This is a genomic window from Priestia sp. ST2 (assembly GCF_055810735.1).
In genome coordinates this window covers 832029-851987 of sequence record NZ_JBVVNT010000002.1, presented here as the reverse complement: position 1 = coordinate 851987, position 19959 = coordinate 832029, and the positions used below count along the sequence as shown (strand labels likewise).

Genomic DNA, 19959 nt, shown 5'->3' with positions numbered 1-19959 from the left:
CCTACTAAGTTGTGATATCCTTATAATAAAAATCGATACTGATTCATTAAAGGAAGGTAAATGAAATGGGTGTTACAATTAAGGATATTGCAAAACTAGCAAACGTATCACATACAACGGTTTCACGTGCATTAAACAATAGTCCGCTTATTAAAGAAAAAACAAAAAAGAAAATTTTAGATATTGCAAATACGCTTAACTATATTCCTGACTACCATGCGAAAAATTTAGTTCTTCAAAAATCTCATACAATTGGACTGTTTTTTACGAGCATGGCAAACGGTACATCACCAAGTTTTTTAGTGGATAGTATTAGAGGGGTAAGTAAAGTAATTGATGTTCAGTATAATTTATTTGTAAGAGGCATTGACGATTACGATGATTATACGTACATCAATAATAAACGCTTTGATGCGATTATTTTAATGAGTCAAAGCGATCGTGATAACACTTTTATATATAACGTAGTAGAGAAAGGCATCCCGTTGATTGTGCTCAATCGCCAAGTTGATGATTCATCAATTATTAATATTTTGTCTAATGACAAAGAAGGAGCTTACAAAGCTGGCGAGTATTTGATTGAATTAGGTCACAGACATATCGCAATCATAGAAGGAATAGAAGGCTTTAAATCAACTCAACAGCGTAAGGAAGGATTTCTTAACTCGTTAATTGATCATAATGTTTCCATTCGCCAAGAGTATATGATTCAAGGAAATTACGATATGCAAAGCGGATATGAAGGAATGAAAGCACTGTTAAGGTTGAAGCAACCGCCTACTGCTGTTTTTTGTTCAAATGATGATATGGCAATCGGTGCTATGAATGCCGCATTCGAGTCTGGGCTAAACGTACCCAATGATATATCAATTATTGGATTTGATGATATTGAATTAGCCAAATACACCACTCCTTCACTAACAACCGTTAAAAGACCAATCGAGAAAATCAGCATGACCGGAGCAGAAGCAGTTTTATCATTAATGAACAAAGATGACAAAAATATGCTGCAAAATAAAGTTTTAATTAATACCGAATTAATGGTTCGCCAGTCTGTGAAGTCACGCTCATCTATGTAGCCGGTTATTTAGTATAACCGGCCCAAAAATGTTAACGTTAACATTTTTGGAGTTAAAATAATATAAAAATCTATAAAAATAACAATGTTAATGTGTGCAAAGAAGGAGATGCTAACATGAAGTTAAACCGCCAGATGCAAGCTAACACACGTATATACCCAGAAAAAGTTCTGCAGTTTGGAGAAGGCGTATTTCTAAGAGGGTTTGCTGATTGGCAAATTCATCAAATGAACAAACGCACTGCATTTAAAGGCAGTATAGTAGCTGTCAATCCGAGAATCACCGGAAATGCAGGTAAATTGAATAAGCAAGACGGTTTGTTTACGGTTTCTCTTCAAGGAATTCAAGACGGTAAAGCACTCAAAGAACATGAAGTAATTGAATCTATTAGCCGCGGTCTAAATCCATATGAAGATTATGAGGCTTATATGCAATTAGCGGAGAAAGAAGAGCTAAGATTTCTTATTTCTAATACAACAGAAGCAGGCATCGCATTTTTAGAAGAAGACCGCTTGGAACATGCACCGCAAAAGAGTTTTCCAGGTAAAGTCACAGCATTTCTATATAAGCGCTTTAAAGCTTTTCAAGGAGACCCCACAAAGGGGCTTATTATCTTTCCTTGTGAATTAGTAGAGCGAAACGGGGATTTGTTAAAGAAAATGGTATTACGTTATGCCGACAAATGGAATTTAGAAAAGAAGTTTACCGAGTGGATACACGAAGCAAACGCTTTTTGCTGCACGCTTGTTGATCGAATTGTGCCAGGTTATCCAAATGATGAAAATACGCTCAATGAACTGAGTTATGAAGATGAGTTTTTTGTGATTGCAGAGCCATTTTACTTATGGGTTATTGAGGGACCAGAGTGGGTAAAAGAGGAGTTTCCCGCGGAAGAAGCTGGTTTACATGTGAAATTTGTGAACGATATTGCACCGTATGCGCTGCAGAAAGTCAGAATTTTAAACGGTATTCATACTGCAACGATGCCTGTTGCGTATTTAGCGCAACTAAATACGGTCAGAGAAGCAGTCGAAGATGAAGTAATTGGAACGTTTATTCGAAAGTGTCTATATGAAGAAATTATTCCTAGTTTACCAGTTGCGGAAGAAGAGTCCTTGTCATTTGCTAAATCTGCATTAGAACGGTTTCAAAATCCGTTTATTCATCACGAATTAATGAGCATCTCTTTGAACAGCATGACAAAGTTTAAAATGCGAAACATCCCAACTCTTAAAGAGTACGTTGAAAAGCACGGAGCGTTACCTACTTTGCTTACATTTTCTCTCAGTGCCCTCATTTCTTTTTATAAAGGAAAAAGAGAAGGAGAAAAAATTGAACTATCAGATGACCCCGCAGTTCTAGAAATGTATGAATCTCTTTGGAATACGTATGACGGTACTGAAAAAAGCATTTCTTACATTGTAAAAGAAGTGCTGGGATATAAAGAGCATTGGGGAGAGGATTTAAATATGATTCCTAGCTTAACAGAAGCCGTAACAAATGGAGTCTTAGCTATTGAAACTGTCGGAATGAAACAGGCGATGAAAGAAATTCTCTATGTAACCGCAACTAAACAGTAAGAGGTGAAGCATATGAAAGAAGTAATTCGTATTCATCAGGGAGATAATGTAGCAGTAGCTTTACGAGATTTTTTAGCACAAGAGAACCTTATGGTTGATGGAAAAGAAATTTCTCTAAAAGAAGAAGTAAAACGGGGCCATAAAATAGCTCTTACGCCAATTTCAGCGGGCGGCAACATTATAAAATATGGCTTTCCAATCGGGCATGCGACTTATTCTATTTCACCTGGTGAATGGGTGCATACGCATAACGCAAAAACAAATTTAAACGACGTTAATGAATATAAGTTTCATCAAAAATTAGCAGTTCCTAAACAAAAAAAACAATCGCTAACGTTTAAAGGATATCGCCGCAAAAACGGAGATGTTGGAATTAGAAATGAGCTTTGGATTGTTCCAACGGTAGGGTGCGTCAACGGTATAGCCGAACAAATGATTAAACAGTTTCAAAAAGAAATAGGGGATCTCTCGCCTTTTGAGCATGTAACCGTTCTAAAACACAATTACGGATGTTCTCAGCTCGGTGACGATCACCGTAATACAAGAACCATGCTTACGAGAATGGTACAGCATCCAAACGCTGGAGGAGTTTTAGTGTTAGGACTTGGATGTGAGAATAATAGCTTAACAGAATTTAAACAAGCGCTAGGTACAATTGATGAAAGCAGAGTGAAGTTTTTACAATCTCAAGACGTCGAGGATGAAATTGAGGCAGGAGTCGCTTTGCTAAAAGAAATTTATGATGCTGCTAAAGACGATAAAAGAGAAGACGTTGATATTTCAAGGCTGAAAGTAGGTCTTAAATGCGGTGGCTCAGATGGGTTATCAGGTATTACAGCAAATCCGCTGCTCGGCAAATTCTCCGACTGGCTCATTGCTCAAGGAGGCACAACGGTTTTGACGGAAGTGCCTGAAATGTTTGGAGCAGAAACCTTGCTCATGGAAAGAGCCGTTGATGAAGAAACATTTAACAAAATTGTTGATCTTGTTAACGATTTTAAAACGTACTTTCTCAATCACAATCAGCCGGTGTATGAAAATCCTTCTCCCGGTAATAAAGCAGGCGGTATTACAACATTAGAGGATAAATCACTTGGCTGCACTCAAAAAGCAGGCACGGCCCCAGTCGTAGACGTGTTAAAGTACGGAGGCAGTTTACAAATTAACGGTTTAAATTTACTAAGTGCTCCTGGAAATGATTTAGTTGCCTCAACTGCTTTAGCCGCTTCAGGGTGTCATATTGTACTGTTTACAACGGGAAGAGGAACGCCGTTTGGAACGTTTGTGCCCACTATGAAAATTTCCACAAACACCGCTCTTTATAACAAAAAACCGCACTGGATTGATTTTAACGGAGGAGTGCTGGTTGAAGGTGACACAGAAGAAGATACGTTAGAAAGCTTTATTGAGTACATGATTAGAGTTTCTAGCGGAGAGCTTGTAAATAATGAAAAAAATGATTTTAGAGAAATGGCCATTTTTAAAACAGGCGTTACTTTATAAATAAGTCGGTTACTAGATTGTTAAACGAAAGGAGAAAAGCTAGTGAAAAAATATGTGCTTTGTTTGTTTGTGATGACTCTTATGCTTATTTTACCGTTTTCTGCCCAAGGGAAATCTCTTTCAGCAAGTGAAAAAATAACAGCAGTTAAAGAACAAATTCAGCCTCTTTCATTTCCAAACCGTACGTTTAATGTTAAGCAGTACGGAGCAGCAGGAAATGGAAAGTCTGATTCAACGGCTGCTTTTAAAAAAGCAATCGAAGCGGCTAACAAAGCAGGAGGAGGGCGCGTTGTTGTCCCACCAGGAACTTATGTTACCGGTGCGATTTATTTAAAAAGTAATGTAAATCTTCATATAATGAAAAAAGCTACGATTAAGTTTAGTCAAAATCCTGAAAAATACTTACCTGCTGTTTTAACAAAATGGGAAGGCGTGGAGCTATATAATTATTCACCGCTTATCTATGCGTATAACGAAAAAAATATTGCGATTACAGGAGAAGGTACGTTAGATGGACAGGGGGATAACGAACATTGGTGGCCCTGGAAAGGAAAAAAGGAGTTTGGATGGAAAGAAGGCGAGCCGAGTCAGCAGCAAGATCGCGATTTGCTGTTTAAAATGGCAGAAGAGAAAGTTCCTGTTAAAGAGCGCGTATTTGGTAAAGGGCACTATTTGAGACCTAGTTTTATTCAGCCTTATCACAGTAAAAATATCATGATAAAAGGTGTAACCATTTTAAATTCGCCAATGTGGCAAATCAATCCCGTCTTAAGCGAGAACATTTTAATTGATGATGTAAAAATTATAGGTCACGGTCCTAATAATGATGGAGTAGACCCTGAATCGAGTAAAAATGTGCTTATTAAAGATTCTTATTTTGACAATGGAGATGATTGTATTGCGATTAAGTCGGGGCGTAATGCAGATGGGAGAAGAATCAACGTACCAAGTGAAAATATTGTTATTGAAGGAAACGAAATGAAAGATGGCCACGGGGGCGTTGTGATCGGCAGCGAAATATCAGGAAGCGTCCGGAACGTATTTGCTCAGCATAATGTTATGGACAGTCCCCATCTAGACCGGGCGTTGCGGATTAAAACAAATTCAGTTCGCGGCGGAACGATTGAAGATATCGACTTTAGCAACAATACGGTCAAAAGCGTAGGCAGTGAAGTGATTCAAATAGACATGTACTATGAAGAAGGAGACACAGGGAATTTTACGCCCGTCGTTCGGAATATCAACATAGAAAACTTGCAAAGCAACGGAGGCAAATACGGCTTATGGATTCGAGCCTATGAACGTTCTCCTGTCACAAACCTAACGATTCGTCATTCTAATTTCCAGCATGTTGCAACACCATTATTAATGGAAAATGTAAAGGATCCTGTGTTTGAAGAACTTTGTATAAATGGAAGCTGCATGAACACAAACCGGTAAAAGGTGTGTTTATAATCAGCTGCAAGTAAAAGGCGGAACAAAAAATATTTTAGCCCAAGAAGTATCCGCACAATTAATCGAGCTTATTGATTAATTGTGTGGTCTTTTTTTGTTGGGATGGTGAACGTAGGTTTAATGTGTTAATAATGGTAAAAACCTGCTCTGTAATTTTTACTATTTTATAGATAGGTCAAATGATTCTTACTAATTGATAGATAACATGGATGAAAGAAATAACTTTTGACGCTTGTTTTCCGAGCAATTTATTACCTAAATGTGGATATGGAAAGTGTGAGGGAAGATATATATAAGAATTATAAAAACATTTGTCTTTATAAGCGTTTTATTCTTTATTTTAATAAAGAGCAAAAAAAGGATGTTTTTCTCTAAATTTTTACCATTGAATATTTTGAATAAAGTTCATAAAATAAACTTGTAAGCGTTTTAAAAGATTAGGAAGTATGTATCTTGAAAGTTGAATAGAAATTTATTTATGAAGAAAATAAATATGATTTTTTTGCTTTTGATCACCGTTTCCGAGTAGAGCTTAACAAGTAGCAGCAAATCGTTCATTTAATGAAATAAAGAAATAGATAGGAGTAGAGAAAAATGTACATCGGTGTCGATTATTACCCTGAACATTGGCCAGAGAATATGATAGAAGAAGATATCCAAGGCATTAAAGAGCTAGGATCAAACATGGTAAGAATAGGAGAGTTTGCTTGGCATCTAATGGAGCCTAAAGAAGGTGAATATGACTTTTCCTTTTTTGATAGCGTTATCAATAAGCTTAAAAAACAGAATATTGATGTTATGTTTGGTACGCCTACCGCCACTTTTCCGGCTTGGCTTGCGAAGCAGCATCCTTCTATTTTATCGAAAGATGAAAACGGGGCGGTCAGAGCCTTTGGAGGAAGACGTCAATATTGTTTTAATTCGCCTCTTTATCGGAAGTATAGCGCTCAGATTACAGAACAACTCGTAAAGCACTACTGCTCAGAAGAAGCAATCGTAGCATGGCAAGTTGACAATGAATTTGGCCATGAAGGCAGTGACATGTGTTACTGCGAACAATGTCATAAAGAGTTTCAGCAGTTTTTGGAAAGAAAATATAAAGATATCAATGAGCTAAATGAAAAGTATGGCACTATTTTCTGGGGACAAACATATAACGAGTTTACTGAAGTGCCTATGCCCGTAAAAACAATTACGACACACAGCCCTTCGCTAAAGCTTGACTGGGCGCGCTTTCGTTCTTTTTCGTTAAACAGATACGCTCACGAACAAACGGCGATTGTGAAGAAATATAAAGGTGATCACCAGCTGTTGACAACGAACGTATCAGGGGGCTTTTTTGATAAATGGTTTGATCATGAAGAAAATCTAGAAGTAATGGACTTTGTATCTTATGACAATTATCCGGTATGGGGCGGTCAAACAGAGCCCATTACCCCGGCTCATATTGCACTAGGGCATGATTTTAATAGAGGTTTGCTACATAAAAACTTCTGGATTGTAGAGGAATTAATGGGCGCCCAAGGTCATGATATCATCGGTTATCTTCCGCGACCTAACCAAGCAAAAATGTGGTCTTATCAGGCGTTTGCTCATGGATGTACGAATATGCTGTATTTCCGTTGGCGCGGAATGACAAGAGGAGCCGAGCAGTACTGCTATGGAGTTGTAGGTCACGATAATCATTATGGAAGACGCTACAAAGAAGTTCAGTCGTTATTTAGTGAAATCGTTCATTACGAACATGTACTGAAGTCTGATATTAAATCGGATATTGCCGTTTTATATGACTATGAAAATATATGGTCATGGCGCTTTCAGCAGCAAAGTGAAGGATTTGACTTTACGCAAGAGCTGCTTCGAGGATATACACCGTTTTATAAGTTGAATACACCTATTGATGTTATTCCTGCTTCGAGAGATTTTTCAAGCTATAAAGTACTGGTTGTTCCGGCTTTGCAGATCATTGATGAAGAACTAGGTAAAAGATTTACTGAATTTACTGAAAACGGCGGCGTCATCATTTTTACGTTTAGAACCGGCATTAAAGACAAACAAAATAATATTCACTTTAAACAGACGCTGCCCGGATATGTAAAAGAAATAACGGGAATTGAAATTCAGGAAGTCGAAGCACTGTCTTCTACTCAAAAAGCAGCTATTAAAGGGGTAGGACCGTATGAAGGAGAGCAGTCAAGTGCGTCCGTGTGGAGAGACATTGTCACACCTGTAACAGCTGAAGTGCTGTATGAGTATGATGATCCATTTTATAGTCAAGCCGCTGTAACAAAAAATCAGTTTGGTCGCGGAACGGTTTATTATGTAGGCTGTGGAATTGAAGGGCAAACGTTTGAAAAAATTGCGCTTGATATTGTAAAACAGCAGCATATTGAGCATACGGAAAGTGAAGAGGGGATTGAAGTATATCCTCGCAAGCTTGGAGAGAAAAGTTATTACTTCCTTATGAACCATACGCCAGAAGTAAAAGTATTTAAAGATATTGTTCTGCAGCCTTACGAAAGTCGAGTTGTAGAAAACATGTAGTAGCAACAGGAGACTAGAATCTCATAAAGCAATGAAATTCTAGCCACTTATAATATGATATGAAAGCGTTTTATAGGAGAAGGGAGTTAGGGTATATGAGCATGGGGGTACAGTCAAAAGTTTCTCTGAAAACCGTACTATCATACGGAATGGGAAGCTTTGGAAACAATATTATTTATGCATTAACAAGTACATATTTAATGATTTTTTATACGGACAGCGTAGGATTAAATGCCGCAGCTGTAGGAACTTTATTTCTTATTGCTAGGATATGGGATGGGATTGCAGACATTATTATCGGAATGATTGTTGATAATACAGAAACGAGATTTGGTAAGTTTAGGCCTTATCTTTTAATAGGCGGATTTTTTGCAGCTGTTGCTACAGTCGCGTGTTTTATTAGTCCTGATCTTTCTCATACAGGAAAATTAATTTACGCTTATATCACCTATATCGCATGGGGAACAAGCTTTGCTATTATGGATATTCCCTACTGGTCGCTTTCAGCAACGATTACACAAGATGTAAAAGAACGAAATAAAGTAGTGGCGTTTCCTAGAACCATTGCAGCAGTAGGGTCTTTATTTGCTAGTTTATTAACTCTTCCACTAGCTCATTATTTTGGGAACTGGTTTATGCTGAGTCTTATTTATGCGTGTATCTTAATGATTACAATGATTATTACATTTTCAGGAGTAAAAGAAAACTATACCGTAAAAAGACAGGAAAAGCAGACGCCAAAAGCAGTTTGGAACTTATTTATTCAAAATAAACCGTTGCGTTATCTAATTTTCTCGATGCTTTTAGTTGAAACGATTTTAACAATTCGAACTACGTTTTCTATTTACTATTTTAAATACAATTTAAATGCAGAGAATATCGCGTCTCTTTATTTAACCTTATTTTTCACAGCACAAATTGTAGGAGCGATCGCGTCTCCTTTCATTTCAAATAAATTTGGAAAGAAACGCGCAGCAATAGGGGGAATTGCCCTAAATGCTGTAGCTACTCTTACAATGTTTGCAACCGGTTTTCACGTTATGCCGGTGATGATTTTAAGCTTTTTAGCTTCTTTCGGCGGTGGAGTTAGCAACATTGCTCAAACATCTATGCTCGCTGACTGTGTAGAATACGGCGAATGGAAAACAGGGAACCGAGCGGAAGGAATGGTGTTTTCTACGAATATTTTCAAAACAAAGGTTGCTTCAGCAGTGGGTGGAGCAGTAGGCGGGTACATCCTTTCAGCGGTAGGGTATGTGCCAAATCAAATTCAGTCACACAGCACACTCATTTGGATTGCTTTAATCTTTACGATCATTCCAGGCATCCTTTGCTTGTTATCACTTGTCCCACTCGTAAAATATGAGTTGACGGAAAAGAGATATTTAGAAATTTTACAAGATATGAAAAAGCGCTCAAGCCGCATAAAAGAAAAACCGGCTATGAAAGTGTCTAGCTAATTCAAATCAGCACAAGCATTGTACACAAAAACAACAAGAAAAAAAGACTGCATTTTCTCAGCTCCTCTTGCTATGATGTCAGGTAGACAGATATCAGTGTAAAGAGGAGTTTTGTTTATGTTTATTAATTTTTCAAAAGAAGACAAAGATAAAATGCTGAATGAAATTCAAACGTTTTTTTATAACGAACGAGATGAAGAAATCAGTGAATTTGCAGCGGAAAATGTATTAGAGTTTATTAAAGAACATATCGGTCCCCACTTTTATAACCAAGCAATTAAAGGTGCAGAAGATATTATGAACCAAGTCATGCTTTCTGCAGAAGAAAATTTACATGCATTAAAAAAACCGATTGAAAAGTAGTTCAAAAAAGAAAATATGAAGTAGAACAAAAGCGCTTTATGTACAAAAACATAAAGCGCTTTTGTTTGTCTATGAAACAAATTATTTGTTCGCATAAGTGATATATGATACATTCGTTTTAAGATAATATTAACGTTAACGTAAAGGTTATATTTGGAGTGTTTTAATTTAACTCGACGAGGGCATAACTTCAGCAAGCAGGGACATAATGAGGTAATTATATTAGGAAAGAAGGGGCTATATGTGAGCAACATTAGGAAAGATCAGTTAACAAAATCTATTGTGAAAGCAAATGAAAATCGTTTAACAGATAATAGTGATTTTGATATCTATCAAGAGCTGGAAAATGTGCTTCAAGGAGTCGGCTTATCAGCAAAAGACAGCGGAGGAAACATTACGTTTTACGGAGAAGATCCGATTGTTCCTAGTACGCTGCGCCTTGCCTCAGCAGCAGCCATTGCACTAGTTGCTAAATCAGTAGCAGTCTCAAAAATTTGGAGAATACGCGGAGGAAAAGGTCAAGATATTCATATGGATTTACGAAAAGCGATCCGAAGATTATCACCTTTTTACGATAAAAAATGGGAAAAGCTTAATGGGTACGCACCAAGTAAAGCAAATGATCCATATAACCCATTAGGCTTTCGCTTTTATCAAACAAAAGATGACAAATGGGTGATGCCGCTGAATCCATATCCACGCTCTAAGCATGAAACGCTAAAGTTGTTAAATTGTATAGAAGACCCTGATGCAGTGGCAAAAGCAATTCGCGGTTGGAATGCAGAAGAATTAGAGAAAGCTGCAGCGGAGCGAGGAGTTATCATGCCTGTTGTGCGGACAATTGAAGAGTTTATGAATGAGTCCGTGTATGAAGAAATAGCGCAGCTTCCTTTAATTGAAATTGAAAAGATTGGAGAAAGTGAGCCGATTCCTTTTTCAAAGAATCCTAAAACGCCGCTAGATGGTGTTCGAGCATTAGGCCTTGGTCATGTTATTGCAGGAGCAGGATTTGGTAGAGCGCTCGCTTTACACGGTGCGGACGTGTTAAATATTTGGAAGCCAACGGACTGGGAGCATGATACGATTTACGCTACGTCTAATGTCGGTATGCGCTCTTCAACGCTGGATATTGGTGAAAAAGAAGGAAAAGAAAAAATGGTTGAACTTCTACAAGGAGCAGATATCTTTTTTGCAAACCGTCGATACGGATTCCTAGAGAGATACGGTCTAACCGCTGAAGAGTGTGCAGAACTAAAACCAGGAATCGTCCACTGCACCGTTAACCTGCATGGAACGCAAGGAGAGTGGGCAAAAAGAAATGGATTTGACCAAACAGCGGGAAGCGTAACGGGAGTCATGGCGTTAGAAGGATCGCCAGAAAATCCTAAGCTGCCTCCTATTGTAGTTGTCAATGATTATGCGGTTTCTTGGCTGCTTGAAGTCGGTGCTTTAATGGCACTGGAAAGAAGAGCAAAAGAAGGAGGCAGCTACCGCGTGCGTGTATCATTGGATCGCGTATCTTTATGGATTTTATCAATGGGCATCTATGACAAAGCGTACGTTCATCAAACAGCTGGTTCATCAGAAAAGCACGAGTACATTGCACCGGATCTCTTTACAGCCCAAACACCTTTAGGATTGTACCAAGGGCTTACAGAACAAATCGAAATGTCCGAAACTCCAGGGGAATATAAGACGGTTCTGGTTCCTCGAGGTTCTTCATGTCCAGAGTGGTTGTGATATCAAGAGGCTGAGACAAAAGTATTTTAGTTGAAGGGAAATCCGAACGATGAATCGAGATTCTTGATAAAGGATCTAACTCGTTCGGGTTTTTTCATGGTGATGGTGAACGTGGATTTTGTATCTTCTGTTGCTTCTAGCTGTTGATTGGAGGGCAAGGCGAAGATGCCCGCGGAAAGCAAAGCCCTGCACGGAAATCAATTCAATTCGCTCGCCTTTGGATTAAAATGATTTAGTTATGTCCAAACCTCATTATGAGAAGCACATTTAAAATGAAAAATAAGAAAAAATATTTGAATAATTATATGATTTCTTATATAATAGCCAAAAGGATGAGGAGTTGACTTGTAATGGAAAACTATACGTCCCGCAAAATGACACAAGAAGAAGTAAAAGTATCAGACGCGACAGCAGCTCAACTAGTGCTAAACAAATCTCTTCGTGACTTTAAAAAAGCACAGCTTTTACTGCAAATTGATCAGTCTTTAGAAAAAAGAGATAAAGAAACTTTTTTACGTTTAACTGAAGAGTTAAAAGAAGTTTGTTAAATAACCTACTAACATAAACGATCAGCCTTTGCTTCTAGTGAGCAAAGGCTTTTTATATGGAAAAAAACGGATAAATGTTTTGTTTTTTCTGAAAGCGGTAAAAGTATAGTATGGGTGATAAAGCAAAAATCAAGAAGTCTCTTACTTTATTATTTTTTGCTTTATCATCTACAGCATCTAGATGGCATCGCATCACGAAAGAACAAAAAGAGAGAGGGTTTTCTTTATATGTATAACAAAATCTTAGTCGCCTTTGACGGTTCGGCACCTTCTATTCGTGCTATTCAACATGCAAGTAAACTAGCTAAAAGCGTAAATGCTAATAAGCTGACAATTGTACATATTAAGGAAAGAATTCACTTGCAGCAGCCTGTTTTTAGCGTTGACTTAGACGCACTGATAGAAGAAGAAAACCGCGATATTTTATCTGAAGCTCATAATCATTTAACTCAATCAGGTATTCCATATGAGGCATACGGTTTAGAGGGCACCGCTTCAAAGAAAATTATCGAATACGCACATGACAATCAACAAGACGTCATTGTAATAGGAAGTCAAGGAAAGGGCTTTGTTAAAGAGACATTTTTAGGAAGTGTAAGTCACGAAGTTGCTCAATCTGCAGAATGTCCTGTTATCATTGTTAAATAAAAAGCATGTTCTCCCTGGAGAACATGCTTTTTATTATGAGTTAATTTGTGTCACCTTTAAATCGTCTAGTGCTTTAGCTGGTTGGGAATTTTTAATACGGTAAAAACGCAGGAGTTCTCTACGCAATATACTACTTTTATTAGAAGCTTTAAGAAAATGAAAAAAATACATGTCTAAATAACTAATAAGACGAGATAAGAACTAGAAAAAGATATAGCTGTAAAGCCTTACACTTCCATAAGTTATCTCTAAATTCGATAAATTAGCATATATACCGCTTGATTTACTTCTGTTATCCTTTTGTTTGCAGAAAAACTTATAGTGTTAGACGCACAGGGGTATAAAAGTTTTCGCTCTTTTGAGTATATGACTTTTTACAAAAACAACGCGATCTCCACTCTTTTTTCTACTAGCAAACTAAAAAGTGTAGAGAAAGTTATAAAAATACGTAGAGGATACAAAAACAGAGGTAGAAACGTTTTTTCCTTTACATCATAGCTAAAAAGGATAGAAAGCAGGTATGCATGTGCAAACAACACGATTCAACAAAAAGAACAGGCGAGGTGAGAAGACGGCTGGTTCGCACACGGACAAAAGTAAGAAAAAATTCATTTTTGAGACTAGTTCTTTAAAACGATGGCATATTATTATAAGTCTATTTATACTCGTAATTATTTTTACTCTTTTTTCAGCTTTCGTTTCAGGCTTAAGCCTTCACTTTAATCCGATCTTGCCAACATGGGGGACTGAAGAAAAGAATGAATTTTCGACTATTTATCCGTCCGATAATGATAGCGGCCAGCTCGCTTCTTTTTCAGAAGATAAGTCTCATAAAAAGTTTTTAGAAAACCGGATTGTGAACAAAAATGATGTTTATGCGTTCTATGTTAATTGGGATAAAAATAGTGAACGTTCATTAAAAAATAATATTGACCAAATTGACGTTCTTGTACCTCAATGGTTTTCATTAAATTCGAACTTGAAATTAAAAAGCAGTGTTCAAAAAGATATCGGAGATTTTGCTAAAAAGCATCATACAAAGGTTTTACCGCTGCTCACAAACGAGTCAAATGGAAAATGGGATGAGCAAACGGTTCACCGCTTGCTGCAATCTCCTCAGGAACAATCCAAACTCATACATAATTTACATCATCAAATTAAAGAGAATGGATATGATGGAGTAAATATAGATTTTGAAAATATCAAAAGCAGCGACAGAGAGTTACTAACAGATTTTATGAAGAAACTTTATACAGCCTTCCATGAAGATGGCTTAATGGTAACTATGGATGTGCCTCCAGCTAATAAAGCATTCGATTATAGGGGTTTAGAACAGTACAATGACCGTATGATTTTAATGATGTACGACGAGCACTTTCAAAGCCCAGGTCCTATTGCTTCATTTTCTTGGTATCAAAACAATTTATCAAAATCGTTAAAAGATAAGATGATTGTTAGTCTTGGAAACTATGGATATGACTGGGATGAAAAAAGCAAGCAAGGAGGAGAGGTTGTATCATTTGAAGACGTCATGCGAATGGCTCAAAAAGCCCACTTGAATGTTGAGTGGGATGATGAAAGCAAAACGCCGTATGTAAATTATAAAGACGGAACGGGTACGCATGAGCTATGGTTTTTGGACAGCGTGACATTTTATAACCAGTGGAAAGCTGCTTCATCAAGCGGTGCCAAAGGAGTTGCTTTATGGAGACTGGGAACGGAAGACCCGTCTGTGTGGGATGTAGTAAAAGGACATAAAGTAAGTGAGATTCAGACTGTTAAAAATGGAGAAATTGCTTACAATTATGGAGAAGGAAGCATACTTCATGCAAAAACAGAGGCTTCTCCAGGAGAAAGACGTTTTGCATTTGATTCGAAAGGATTTATTTCAGGGGAAGAGTACACAGCAATGCCGCAAGCTCCTGAGATTGAGCGGTTAAGCAAAATATTTAACAAAGAAATTGTTTTGACATTTGATGATGGGCCAGATCCTAAATACACAGAGAAAATTTTAAAAATTTTAAAAGCTCACAATGTAAAAGCTACTTTCTTTATGATTGGTGAAAATGCAGTATTTCATCAAGATATTGTTAAACAAGTATATGAAGATGGTCATGAAATTGGAAATCATACGTTTTCACACCCAAATACAATCAATATTTCTAAAAATCAGCTAAAGTATGAAGTAAATGCAACAGAACGAGTCATTCAAGGTATAACTGGTCATTCATCTATTTTATATCGTCCTCCGTATGGAGATAATCAAAGCACTTATAATGGTTACGATGAAACGGTATATGACCCAGCTTCATTTCAAAAAATGGCGGATACGACGAACATGGGATATATAACGGTTAACTACGATATTGATTCGAGTGACTGGAAAGCCAAAAATAGTAAAGAAATTGTAAACCGTGTGATAAAGCAAGCAGAGAACGGTGATATTATCTTACTTCATGATGGAGGAGGAAACCGAGAAGCAACAGTAGAAGCACTGCCTCAAATCATTGAAAAGCTTCAGGCGCAAGGATATACATTTGTAACAGCAGGTAATTTGACTAACAAAAGCAGGGAAAGTACAATGCCAGCTGTTTTAAAAGCAGAGAATCCGATTATTCAAAACATCAAATTGATTCTAGCGAATATTGCTGCACTGCATACTGTTTTTTTCGTTTTGTTTTATGGAACATTAATTGTATTTACACTGCGTTTGCTTATTGTATTTTATCTCGCTCTTAAACATAAAAGAAAAGCGGATAAACTGCAGTTTGATGCTTCATATCAGCCTTTAGTCAGCGTAGTCATCGCCGCCTACAACGAAGAGAATGTCATAAACAGGACAATTAAATCGGTGTTGAAGAGTTCCTATCAAAATCTTGAGATTATTATGGTTGATGATGGTTCAACAGATGGGACGTCAAAGGCTGTTACTGAAGCTTTTAAAAACAATGACAAGTTTCGTCTTCTTCGAAAGAAAAACGGAGGAAAGGCTGAGGCGGTCAATTTGGGTATCCAAAAAGCACAAGGAGATATTATTGTGTCAATTGATGCCGATACCATTATTTCACCTGAAGCTATATCGCTTATGGTAAGACACTTTAACGACGAAAAAGTAGGAGCAGTATCTGGGAACATCAAAGTGGGAAATGTCCGTAATTTATTAACAACATGGCAGCATATTGAATATGTTTCAGGTTTTAATTTAGAGAAACGTGCTTTTTCCATGCTTAATTGCGTGACGGTTGTTCCAGGCGCAATAGGAGCATGGCGAAAAAAACTTGTTCAAGAATTAGGGTATTTTACGGCCGATACATTAGCTGAAGATACAGACATGTCTCTGCGCATATTGCGCAGCGGTTATAAAATTTCAATTGAAGAGAAAGCAAGTGCATATACAGAAGCACCGGAAAAGCGTAAAGATTTTCTCAAACAGCGCCATCGCTGGAACTTTGGGACTTTACAGTGCTTATGGAAGCACAAAAGAGCTTTTGGAGGGCGCAAGCATAAAGCATTAGGTTTTATGGCTCTTCCTAATATGCTGCTGTTTCAATTCATTTTTCCTTTATTTGCACCATTTTTAGACCTTTTATTTGTTTTGAGGCTATGTACTGGAGATCTGAAACATTCGTCTCTTCTATACGGGTGCTACTTTATTGTTGATTTTCTTGTTTGCTTAGTGGCCTTTAGATTAGAGCGAATAAGCAGTAAACCATTGATTGCTCTAGTGATACAAAGAATTGTGTATCGCTACTTATTACTATGGGTAGCTTGGAAGGCAGTTTTAGCTGCATTAAAAGGAACAAAAGTAGGGTGGAACAAATTAAAACGCTCCGGAAACTTGCAGGTAACACGAGACAGTTCAACTGAGAGAACTGGGTGAAATTGCACTATTTAACGAGGTTAATTAGCTTTTGCTGATTAACCTTTTTTATTAGAAAAACAGTAAAGAGTTCGCTTAATAATGATAGTTCAAAGAACCTTCATTTTTACGCGTATCCATAGGGATCATTCACATCCCTCTTTTGTTCATTAAAATGCTGTTCTGCGTACGTACGTATCCGTTCCTTCTACCTATGGTAAAATGTCAGAGAATAACGCTTATTTGACCAATTCAGTACAGTTGTATCAACAGAGGAAGCTTCTTCTTAGAAAACTTTTCATAGTATAAAGATAATTATTTTGTGGCGTATTTGTATTCTGCACAGTTTCTTCAATTATTACTTTTATAATGAAAGCAAAGGATGTGAATAAATGAATCGAATTTCTATTAAGCTCGGACTCTTATTTTTAATGTTCATTTTACTAATTGAAGCGGCTCTCTTTTTTTACTTATATAGCGGTCTTGCCAACACACGAATTTCGGAGGAATTAGAAAGTTTGCGTTTAAGAGGAAACAGTCACCGGGAAGTATTAGAGAAGCATCATGATTCGGCTACGCTTAACCATGTTGCACTGATGGAATCTGAAGCAGAAACTGATGTTGTCATAACAGATAAAACAGGAAAAATTATCAGTTCGTCTAGGCCTTTAATTCAAGGTGCAAGAAAAGCAGTAGAAAAATGGAAAGGAAAGTCTCTTACATACAAAGGTGAAATTATGCAAGGCGACTGGAAAAGCAAACCTTATATCGCCACAGCATCACCTATTGAAAAAGGCCGTCAGCAGTTCGGAACGGTTTATATGTTCAAAAACACAAATGATATTCACGAAATGATTGCGAGACTACAGCATCATTTTTACGTAGCGGGAGCTGTTTCCATTTTATTTTCGATTGTGACTATTTTTGCTCTGTCTAAATTTATAACCGCTCCTTTAATCAAGATGAAAAAAGCAACAGAGAAGCTGAGTCAAGGGGATTTGTCTGTAAAGCTTGGTGCTCATTCAAGAGATGAACTTGGACAATTAGGAATGTCCATTCAGTCGCTAGCAAATGAACTGCAGCGGTTACGAAAAGAGAGAAATGAATTTTTAAGCAGCATTTCACATGAACTTCAGACTCCTTTGATGTATTTAAAGGGATATGCAGACGTTGCGAGAAGGCCTGCTAATACACCGCAAGAACGTGATAAATATCTTGCTATTGTGGAAGAAGAAGCGGAAAGAATTTCACAGTTAGTCAAAGATTTGTTTCAGCTGGCGCAGCTGGATCAGCATACGTTTTTTATTCAAAAACAAAAAGTAGAACTGGCTACGTATTTGCACACCATATGCGCGCATTTTCATTTAGCTTTAAAAGAAAAAGAGATGGAGCTTGACATAAGCTGCCCTCAAAGTCTTTACATTTCACTAGATCCTGAAAGATTTCAGCAAGTGATTATCAATTTACTTGATAACGCAATGAAATATTCAAAAGAAGGAACTAAAATTGAGGTAATTGTAAAAAAATCAGTTGAATCATTGACAATAACCCTTAAAGATCAAGGAATAGGCATTCCAGAACAAGATCTGCCTTACGTATTTGACAAGCTGTATCGAGTAGAAAAATCTCGCTCGAGAAAAAGCGGAGGCTACGGATTAGGCTTATCAATTGTAAAAGAGATTGTAGAAGCTCATGGAGGAGAAATAACAATCATAAGCGAGATGGGAAAAGGAACGGCTGTAGAGATTGCATTAAGAGAGGATGGATAGGATGGCCACTATTTTATTAGTAGATGATGAAGCAAGGATGCTGGATTTACTAGAGCTTTATCTGCTGCCAAACGGATTTACATGTATAAAATTTGAAAAAGGCACAGAAGCGCTGCGCTATCTTTATGAAGGTAACAAAGCAGATTTGATGTTATTAGATATTATGATGCCAAGCGAAGATGGGTGGGAGATTTGTCAAAAAGTAAGAAAAATGTCTGATCTACCGGTCATTATGCTCACAGCCCGCAGCCAAACGTTAGATGTAGTAAAAGGATTAAATATAGGGGCAGACGACTATATTACTAAACCGTTTAGCGAAGAAGAATTGGTTGCACGCATCGGCGCGGTTCTTAGACGTTCTTTAAAAGAAAAGAATGAAATCACCTATAAAGGCTTAGTATGGAGCAAGGAAGGCCACGTATTACAATATAAAAATCAGTACATTCAAGTGACCCCTAAAGAGTTTGAATTAGTGGGATTACTTCTTCAGCATTTAAATCGTGTGTTCAGCCGGGACGACTTGCTTGTGTTAGTGTGGGGATATGAGGCTGAGATTGGAGATCGGACTATTGACTCCCATGTGCGAAATGTTCGGGATAAGCTTAGAAAAGCGGGTTTTCCTGTAGACGAATACCTGCAAACCGTATGGGGAATAGGCTATAAGTGGGTTGATGTTAGTTGAAAATGATATGAGCATAGCTATCGAAATTGGTGGAAAGATAAAGTAAGCGACCTTTTCCCTTTACATAGGGTAGGGGGGTATAGTATGATGAAGTCATGAAGGGAGGATGTTAGATGGTCGAAGCGAATCACATGAACAGTGAAGAAAAATGTTGCACGATAAATAGTGAAAGAAAAAGTCACCATTCTCCAGAAGTGAAAAAAAATCTAACAAGCCGATTAAATCGAATTGAAGGACAAATTCGAGGAATTAAAGGATTAATCGAAAAAGATACGTATTGTGACGACGTGATTACTCAAATCGCAGCTGCGCAGTCTGCTTTAAATAGTGTAAGTAAAATTTTGCTTGAAGGTCACTTGAAGCATTGCATTGTAGAACGGGTGCAAGATGGTGATGAAGAAGTAGTAGATGAATTATTAACAACCATTAAACGATTAATGAAATAAAGGAGATGTTAGAAATGGAAAACGTAACATTATCAGTACAAGGAATGTCTTGCGGTCATTGCGTCAAAGCTGTTGAAGGCGGTGTAGGCGAACTTAATGGCGTTAAAAGCGTAGAAGTAAGCTTAGAAGATGCAAAAGTAACAGTTGCATTTGATCCAAGTCAAGTAACGGTCGAAGATATTAAAGAGGCTATTGATGACCAAGGTTATGACGTAGCATAAACAGCATCGCGTGCGAATACCTTCGCACGCTTGATTTAGGAAAATTATATACCCCTAATAGG

15 protein-coding genes are annotated in these 19959 nt (G+C 37.4%); all 15 read left to right on the top strand.

What is annotated here, in order from left to right:
- The first annotated feature begins 65 nt into the window (after positions 1 to 65).
- The 15 genes from AC0KUU_RS10785 (at position 66) to copZ (ending at position 19897) form a co-directional block, all read left to right on the top strand.
- Positions 66 to 1079 (top strand): LacI family DNA-binding transcriptional regulator, encoded by a 1014-nt coding sequence (locus AC0KUU_RS10785; RefSeq protein ID WP_043981955.1) that lies wholly within the window; start codon positions 66 to 68, stop codon positions 1077 to 1079.
- Between the two features lie 116 nt (positions 1080 to 1195).
- Positions 1196 to 2659 carry a tagaturonate reductase gene (locus AC0KUU_RS10780; protein ID WP_237074816.1) on the top strand — a complete coding sequence of 488 codons (1464 nt, stop codon included), beginning with the start codon at positions 1196 to 1198 and terminating at the stop codon, positions 2657 to 2659.
- Positions 2660 to 2671: 12 nt separating this feature from the next.
- Positions 2672 to 4162, top strand: a complete 1491-nt coding sequence (locus AC0KUU_RS10775; protein WP_043981957.1) for a UxaA family hydrolase — start codon at positions 2672 to 2674, stop codon at positions 4160 to 4162.
- Positions 4163 to 4204: 42 nt separating this feature from the next.
- Complete coding sequence (locus AC0KUU_RS10770; RefSeq protein ID WP_322551968.1) at positions 4205 to 5602, top strand: glycoside hydrolase family 28 protein; 1398 nt, start codon at positions 4205 to 4207, stop codon at positions 5600 to 5602.
- Positions 5603 to 6211: 609 nt separating this feature from the next.
- Positions 6212 to 8161, top strand: coding sequence for a beta-galactosidase (locus AC0KUU_RS10765; protein WP_043981958.1), 1950 nt, complete (start codon positions 6212 to 6214; stop codon positions 8159 to 8161).
- 95 nt (positions 8162 to 8256) lie between these two features.
- The gene (locus AC0KUU_RS10760) at positions 8257 to 9621 is read left to right on the top strand and encodes a glycoside-pentoside-hexuronide (GPH):cation symporter (RefSeq protein ID WP_043981959.1); all 1365 of its coding nucleotides are present in this window, start codon (positions 8257 to 8259) and stop codon (positions 9619 to 9621) included.
- Between the two features lie 117 nt (positions 9622 to 9738).
- A complete protein-coding gene (locus AC0KUU_RS10755; protein ID WP_322551969.1) occupies positions 9739 to 9984 on the top strand; it encodes a DUF2164 domain-containing protein in 246 nt (81 codons plus the stop codon).
- A 243-nt stretch (positions 9985 to 10227) separates the two neighbouring features.
- Positions 10228 to 11724, top strand: a complete 1497-nt coding sequence (locus AC0KUU_RS10750) for a CoA transferase (protein ID WP_322551970.1) — start codon at positions 10228 to 10230, stop codon at positions 11722 to 11724.
- Between the two features lie 350 nt (positions 11725 to 12074).
- On the top strand, positions 12075 to 12272 hold the full coding sequence (locus AC0KUU_RS10745) for an IDEAL domain-containing protein (protein ID WP_013056608.1): 198 nt from the start codon (positions 12075 to 12077) through the stop codon (positions 12270 to 12272).
- A gap of 228 nt (positions 12273 to 12500) precedes the next feature.
- Positions 12501 to 12920 (top strand): universal stress protein, encoded by a 420-nt coding sequence (locus tag AC0KUU_RS10740; protein ID WP_251443141.1) that lies wholly within the window; start codon positions 12501 to 12503, stop codon positions 12918 to 12920.
- 526 nt (positions 12921 to 13446) lie between these two features.
- Positions 13447 to 16800 carry a trifunctional glycoside hydrolase family 18/polysaccharide deacetylase/glycosyltransferase family 2 protein gene (locus AC0KUU_RS10735; RefSeq protein ID WP_322551971.1) on the top strand — a complete coding sequence of 1118 codons (3354 nt, stop codon included), beginning with the start codon at positions 13447 to 13449 and terminating at the stop codon, positions 16798 to 16800.
- 371 nt (positions 16801 to 17171) lie between these two features.
- Positions 17172 to 18548: a sensor histidine kinase gene (locus tag AC0KUU_RS10730; RefSeq protein ID WP_043981961.1), complete on the top strand. Its 1377-nt coding sequence runs from the start codon at positions 17172 to 17174 to the stop codon at positions 18546 to 18548.
- Position 18549: 1 nt separating this feature from the next.
- Positions 18550 to 19230: a response regulator transcription factor gene (locus AC0KUU_RS10725; protein WP_043981962.1), complete on the top strand. Its 681-nt coding sequence runs from the start codon at positions 18550 to 18552 to the stop codon at positions 19228 to 19230.
- Positions 19231 to 19343: 113 nt separating this feature from the next.
- A complete protein-coding gene (locus AC0KUU_RS10720; RefSeq protein WP_013056612.1) occupies positions 19344 to 19676 on the top strand; it encodes a metal-sensitive transcriptional regulator in 333 nt (110 codons plus the stop codon).
- A 14-nt stretch (positions 19677 to 19690) separates the two neighbouring features.
- On the top strand, positions 19691 to 19897 hold the full coding sequence (copZ, locus tag AC0KUU_RS10715) for a copper chaperone CopZ (RefSeq protein ID WP_013082796.1): 207 nt from the start codon (positions 19691 to 19693) through the stop codon (positions 19895 to 19897).
- The last annotated feature ends 62 nt before the right edge of the window (positions 19898 to 19959 follow it).

Excerpts from the sequence above, each read along its gene's own strand:
- AC0KUU_RS10785 (WP_043981955.1), top strand. The coding sequence starts at position 66 with ATGGGTGTTACAATTAAGGATATTGCAAAACTAGCAAACGTATCACAT.
- AC0KUU_RS10780 (WP_237074816.1), top strand. The coding sequence starts at position 1,196 with ATGAAGTTAAACCGCCAGATGCAAGCTAACACACGTATATACCCAGAA.
- AC0KUU_RS10775 (WP_043981957.1), top strand. The coding sequence starts at position 2,672 with ATGAAAGAAGTAATTCGTATTCATCAGGGAGATAATGTAGCAGTAGCT.
- AC0KUU_RS10765 (WP_043981958.1), top strand. The coding sequence starts at position 6,212 with ATGTACATCGGTGTCGATTATTACCCTGAACATTGGCCAGAGAATATG.
- AC0KUU_RS10760 (WP_043981959.1), top strand. The coding sequence starts at position 8,257 with ATGAGCATGGGGGTACAGTCAAAAGTTTCTCTGAAAACCGTACTATCA.
- AC0KUU_RS10755 (WP_322551969.1), top strand. The coding sequence starts at position 9,739 with ATGTTTATTAATTTTTCAAAAGAAGACAAAGATAAAATGCTGAATGAA.
- AC0KUU_RS10745 (WP_013056608.1), top strand. The coding sequence starts at position 12,075 with ATGGAAAACTATACGTCCCGCAAAATGACACAAGAAGAAGTAAAAGTA.
- AC0KUU_RS10740 (WP_251443141.1), top strand. The coding sequence starts at position 12,501 with ATGTATAACAAAATCTTAGTCGCCTTTGACGGTTCGGCACCTTCTATT.
- AC0KUU_RS10730 (WP_043981961.1), top strand. The coding sequence starts at position 17,172 with ATGAATCGAATTTCTATTAAGCTCGGACTCTTATTTTTAATGTTCATT.
- AC0KUU_RS10725 (WP_043981962.1), top strand. The coding sequence starts at position 18,550 with ATGGCCACTATTTTATTAGTAGATGATGAAGCAAGGATGCTGGATTTA.
- AC0KUU_RS10720 (WP_013056612.1), top strand. The coding sequence starts at position 19,344 with ATGGTCGAAGCGAATCACATGAACAGTGAAGAAAAATGTTGCACGATA.
- copZ (WP_013082796.1), top strand. The coding sequence starts at position 19,691 with ATGGAAAACGTAACATTATCAGTACAAGGAATGTCTTGCGGTCATTGC.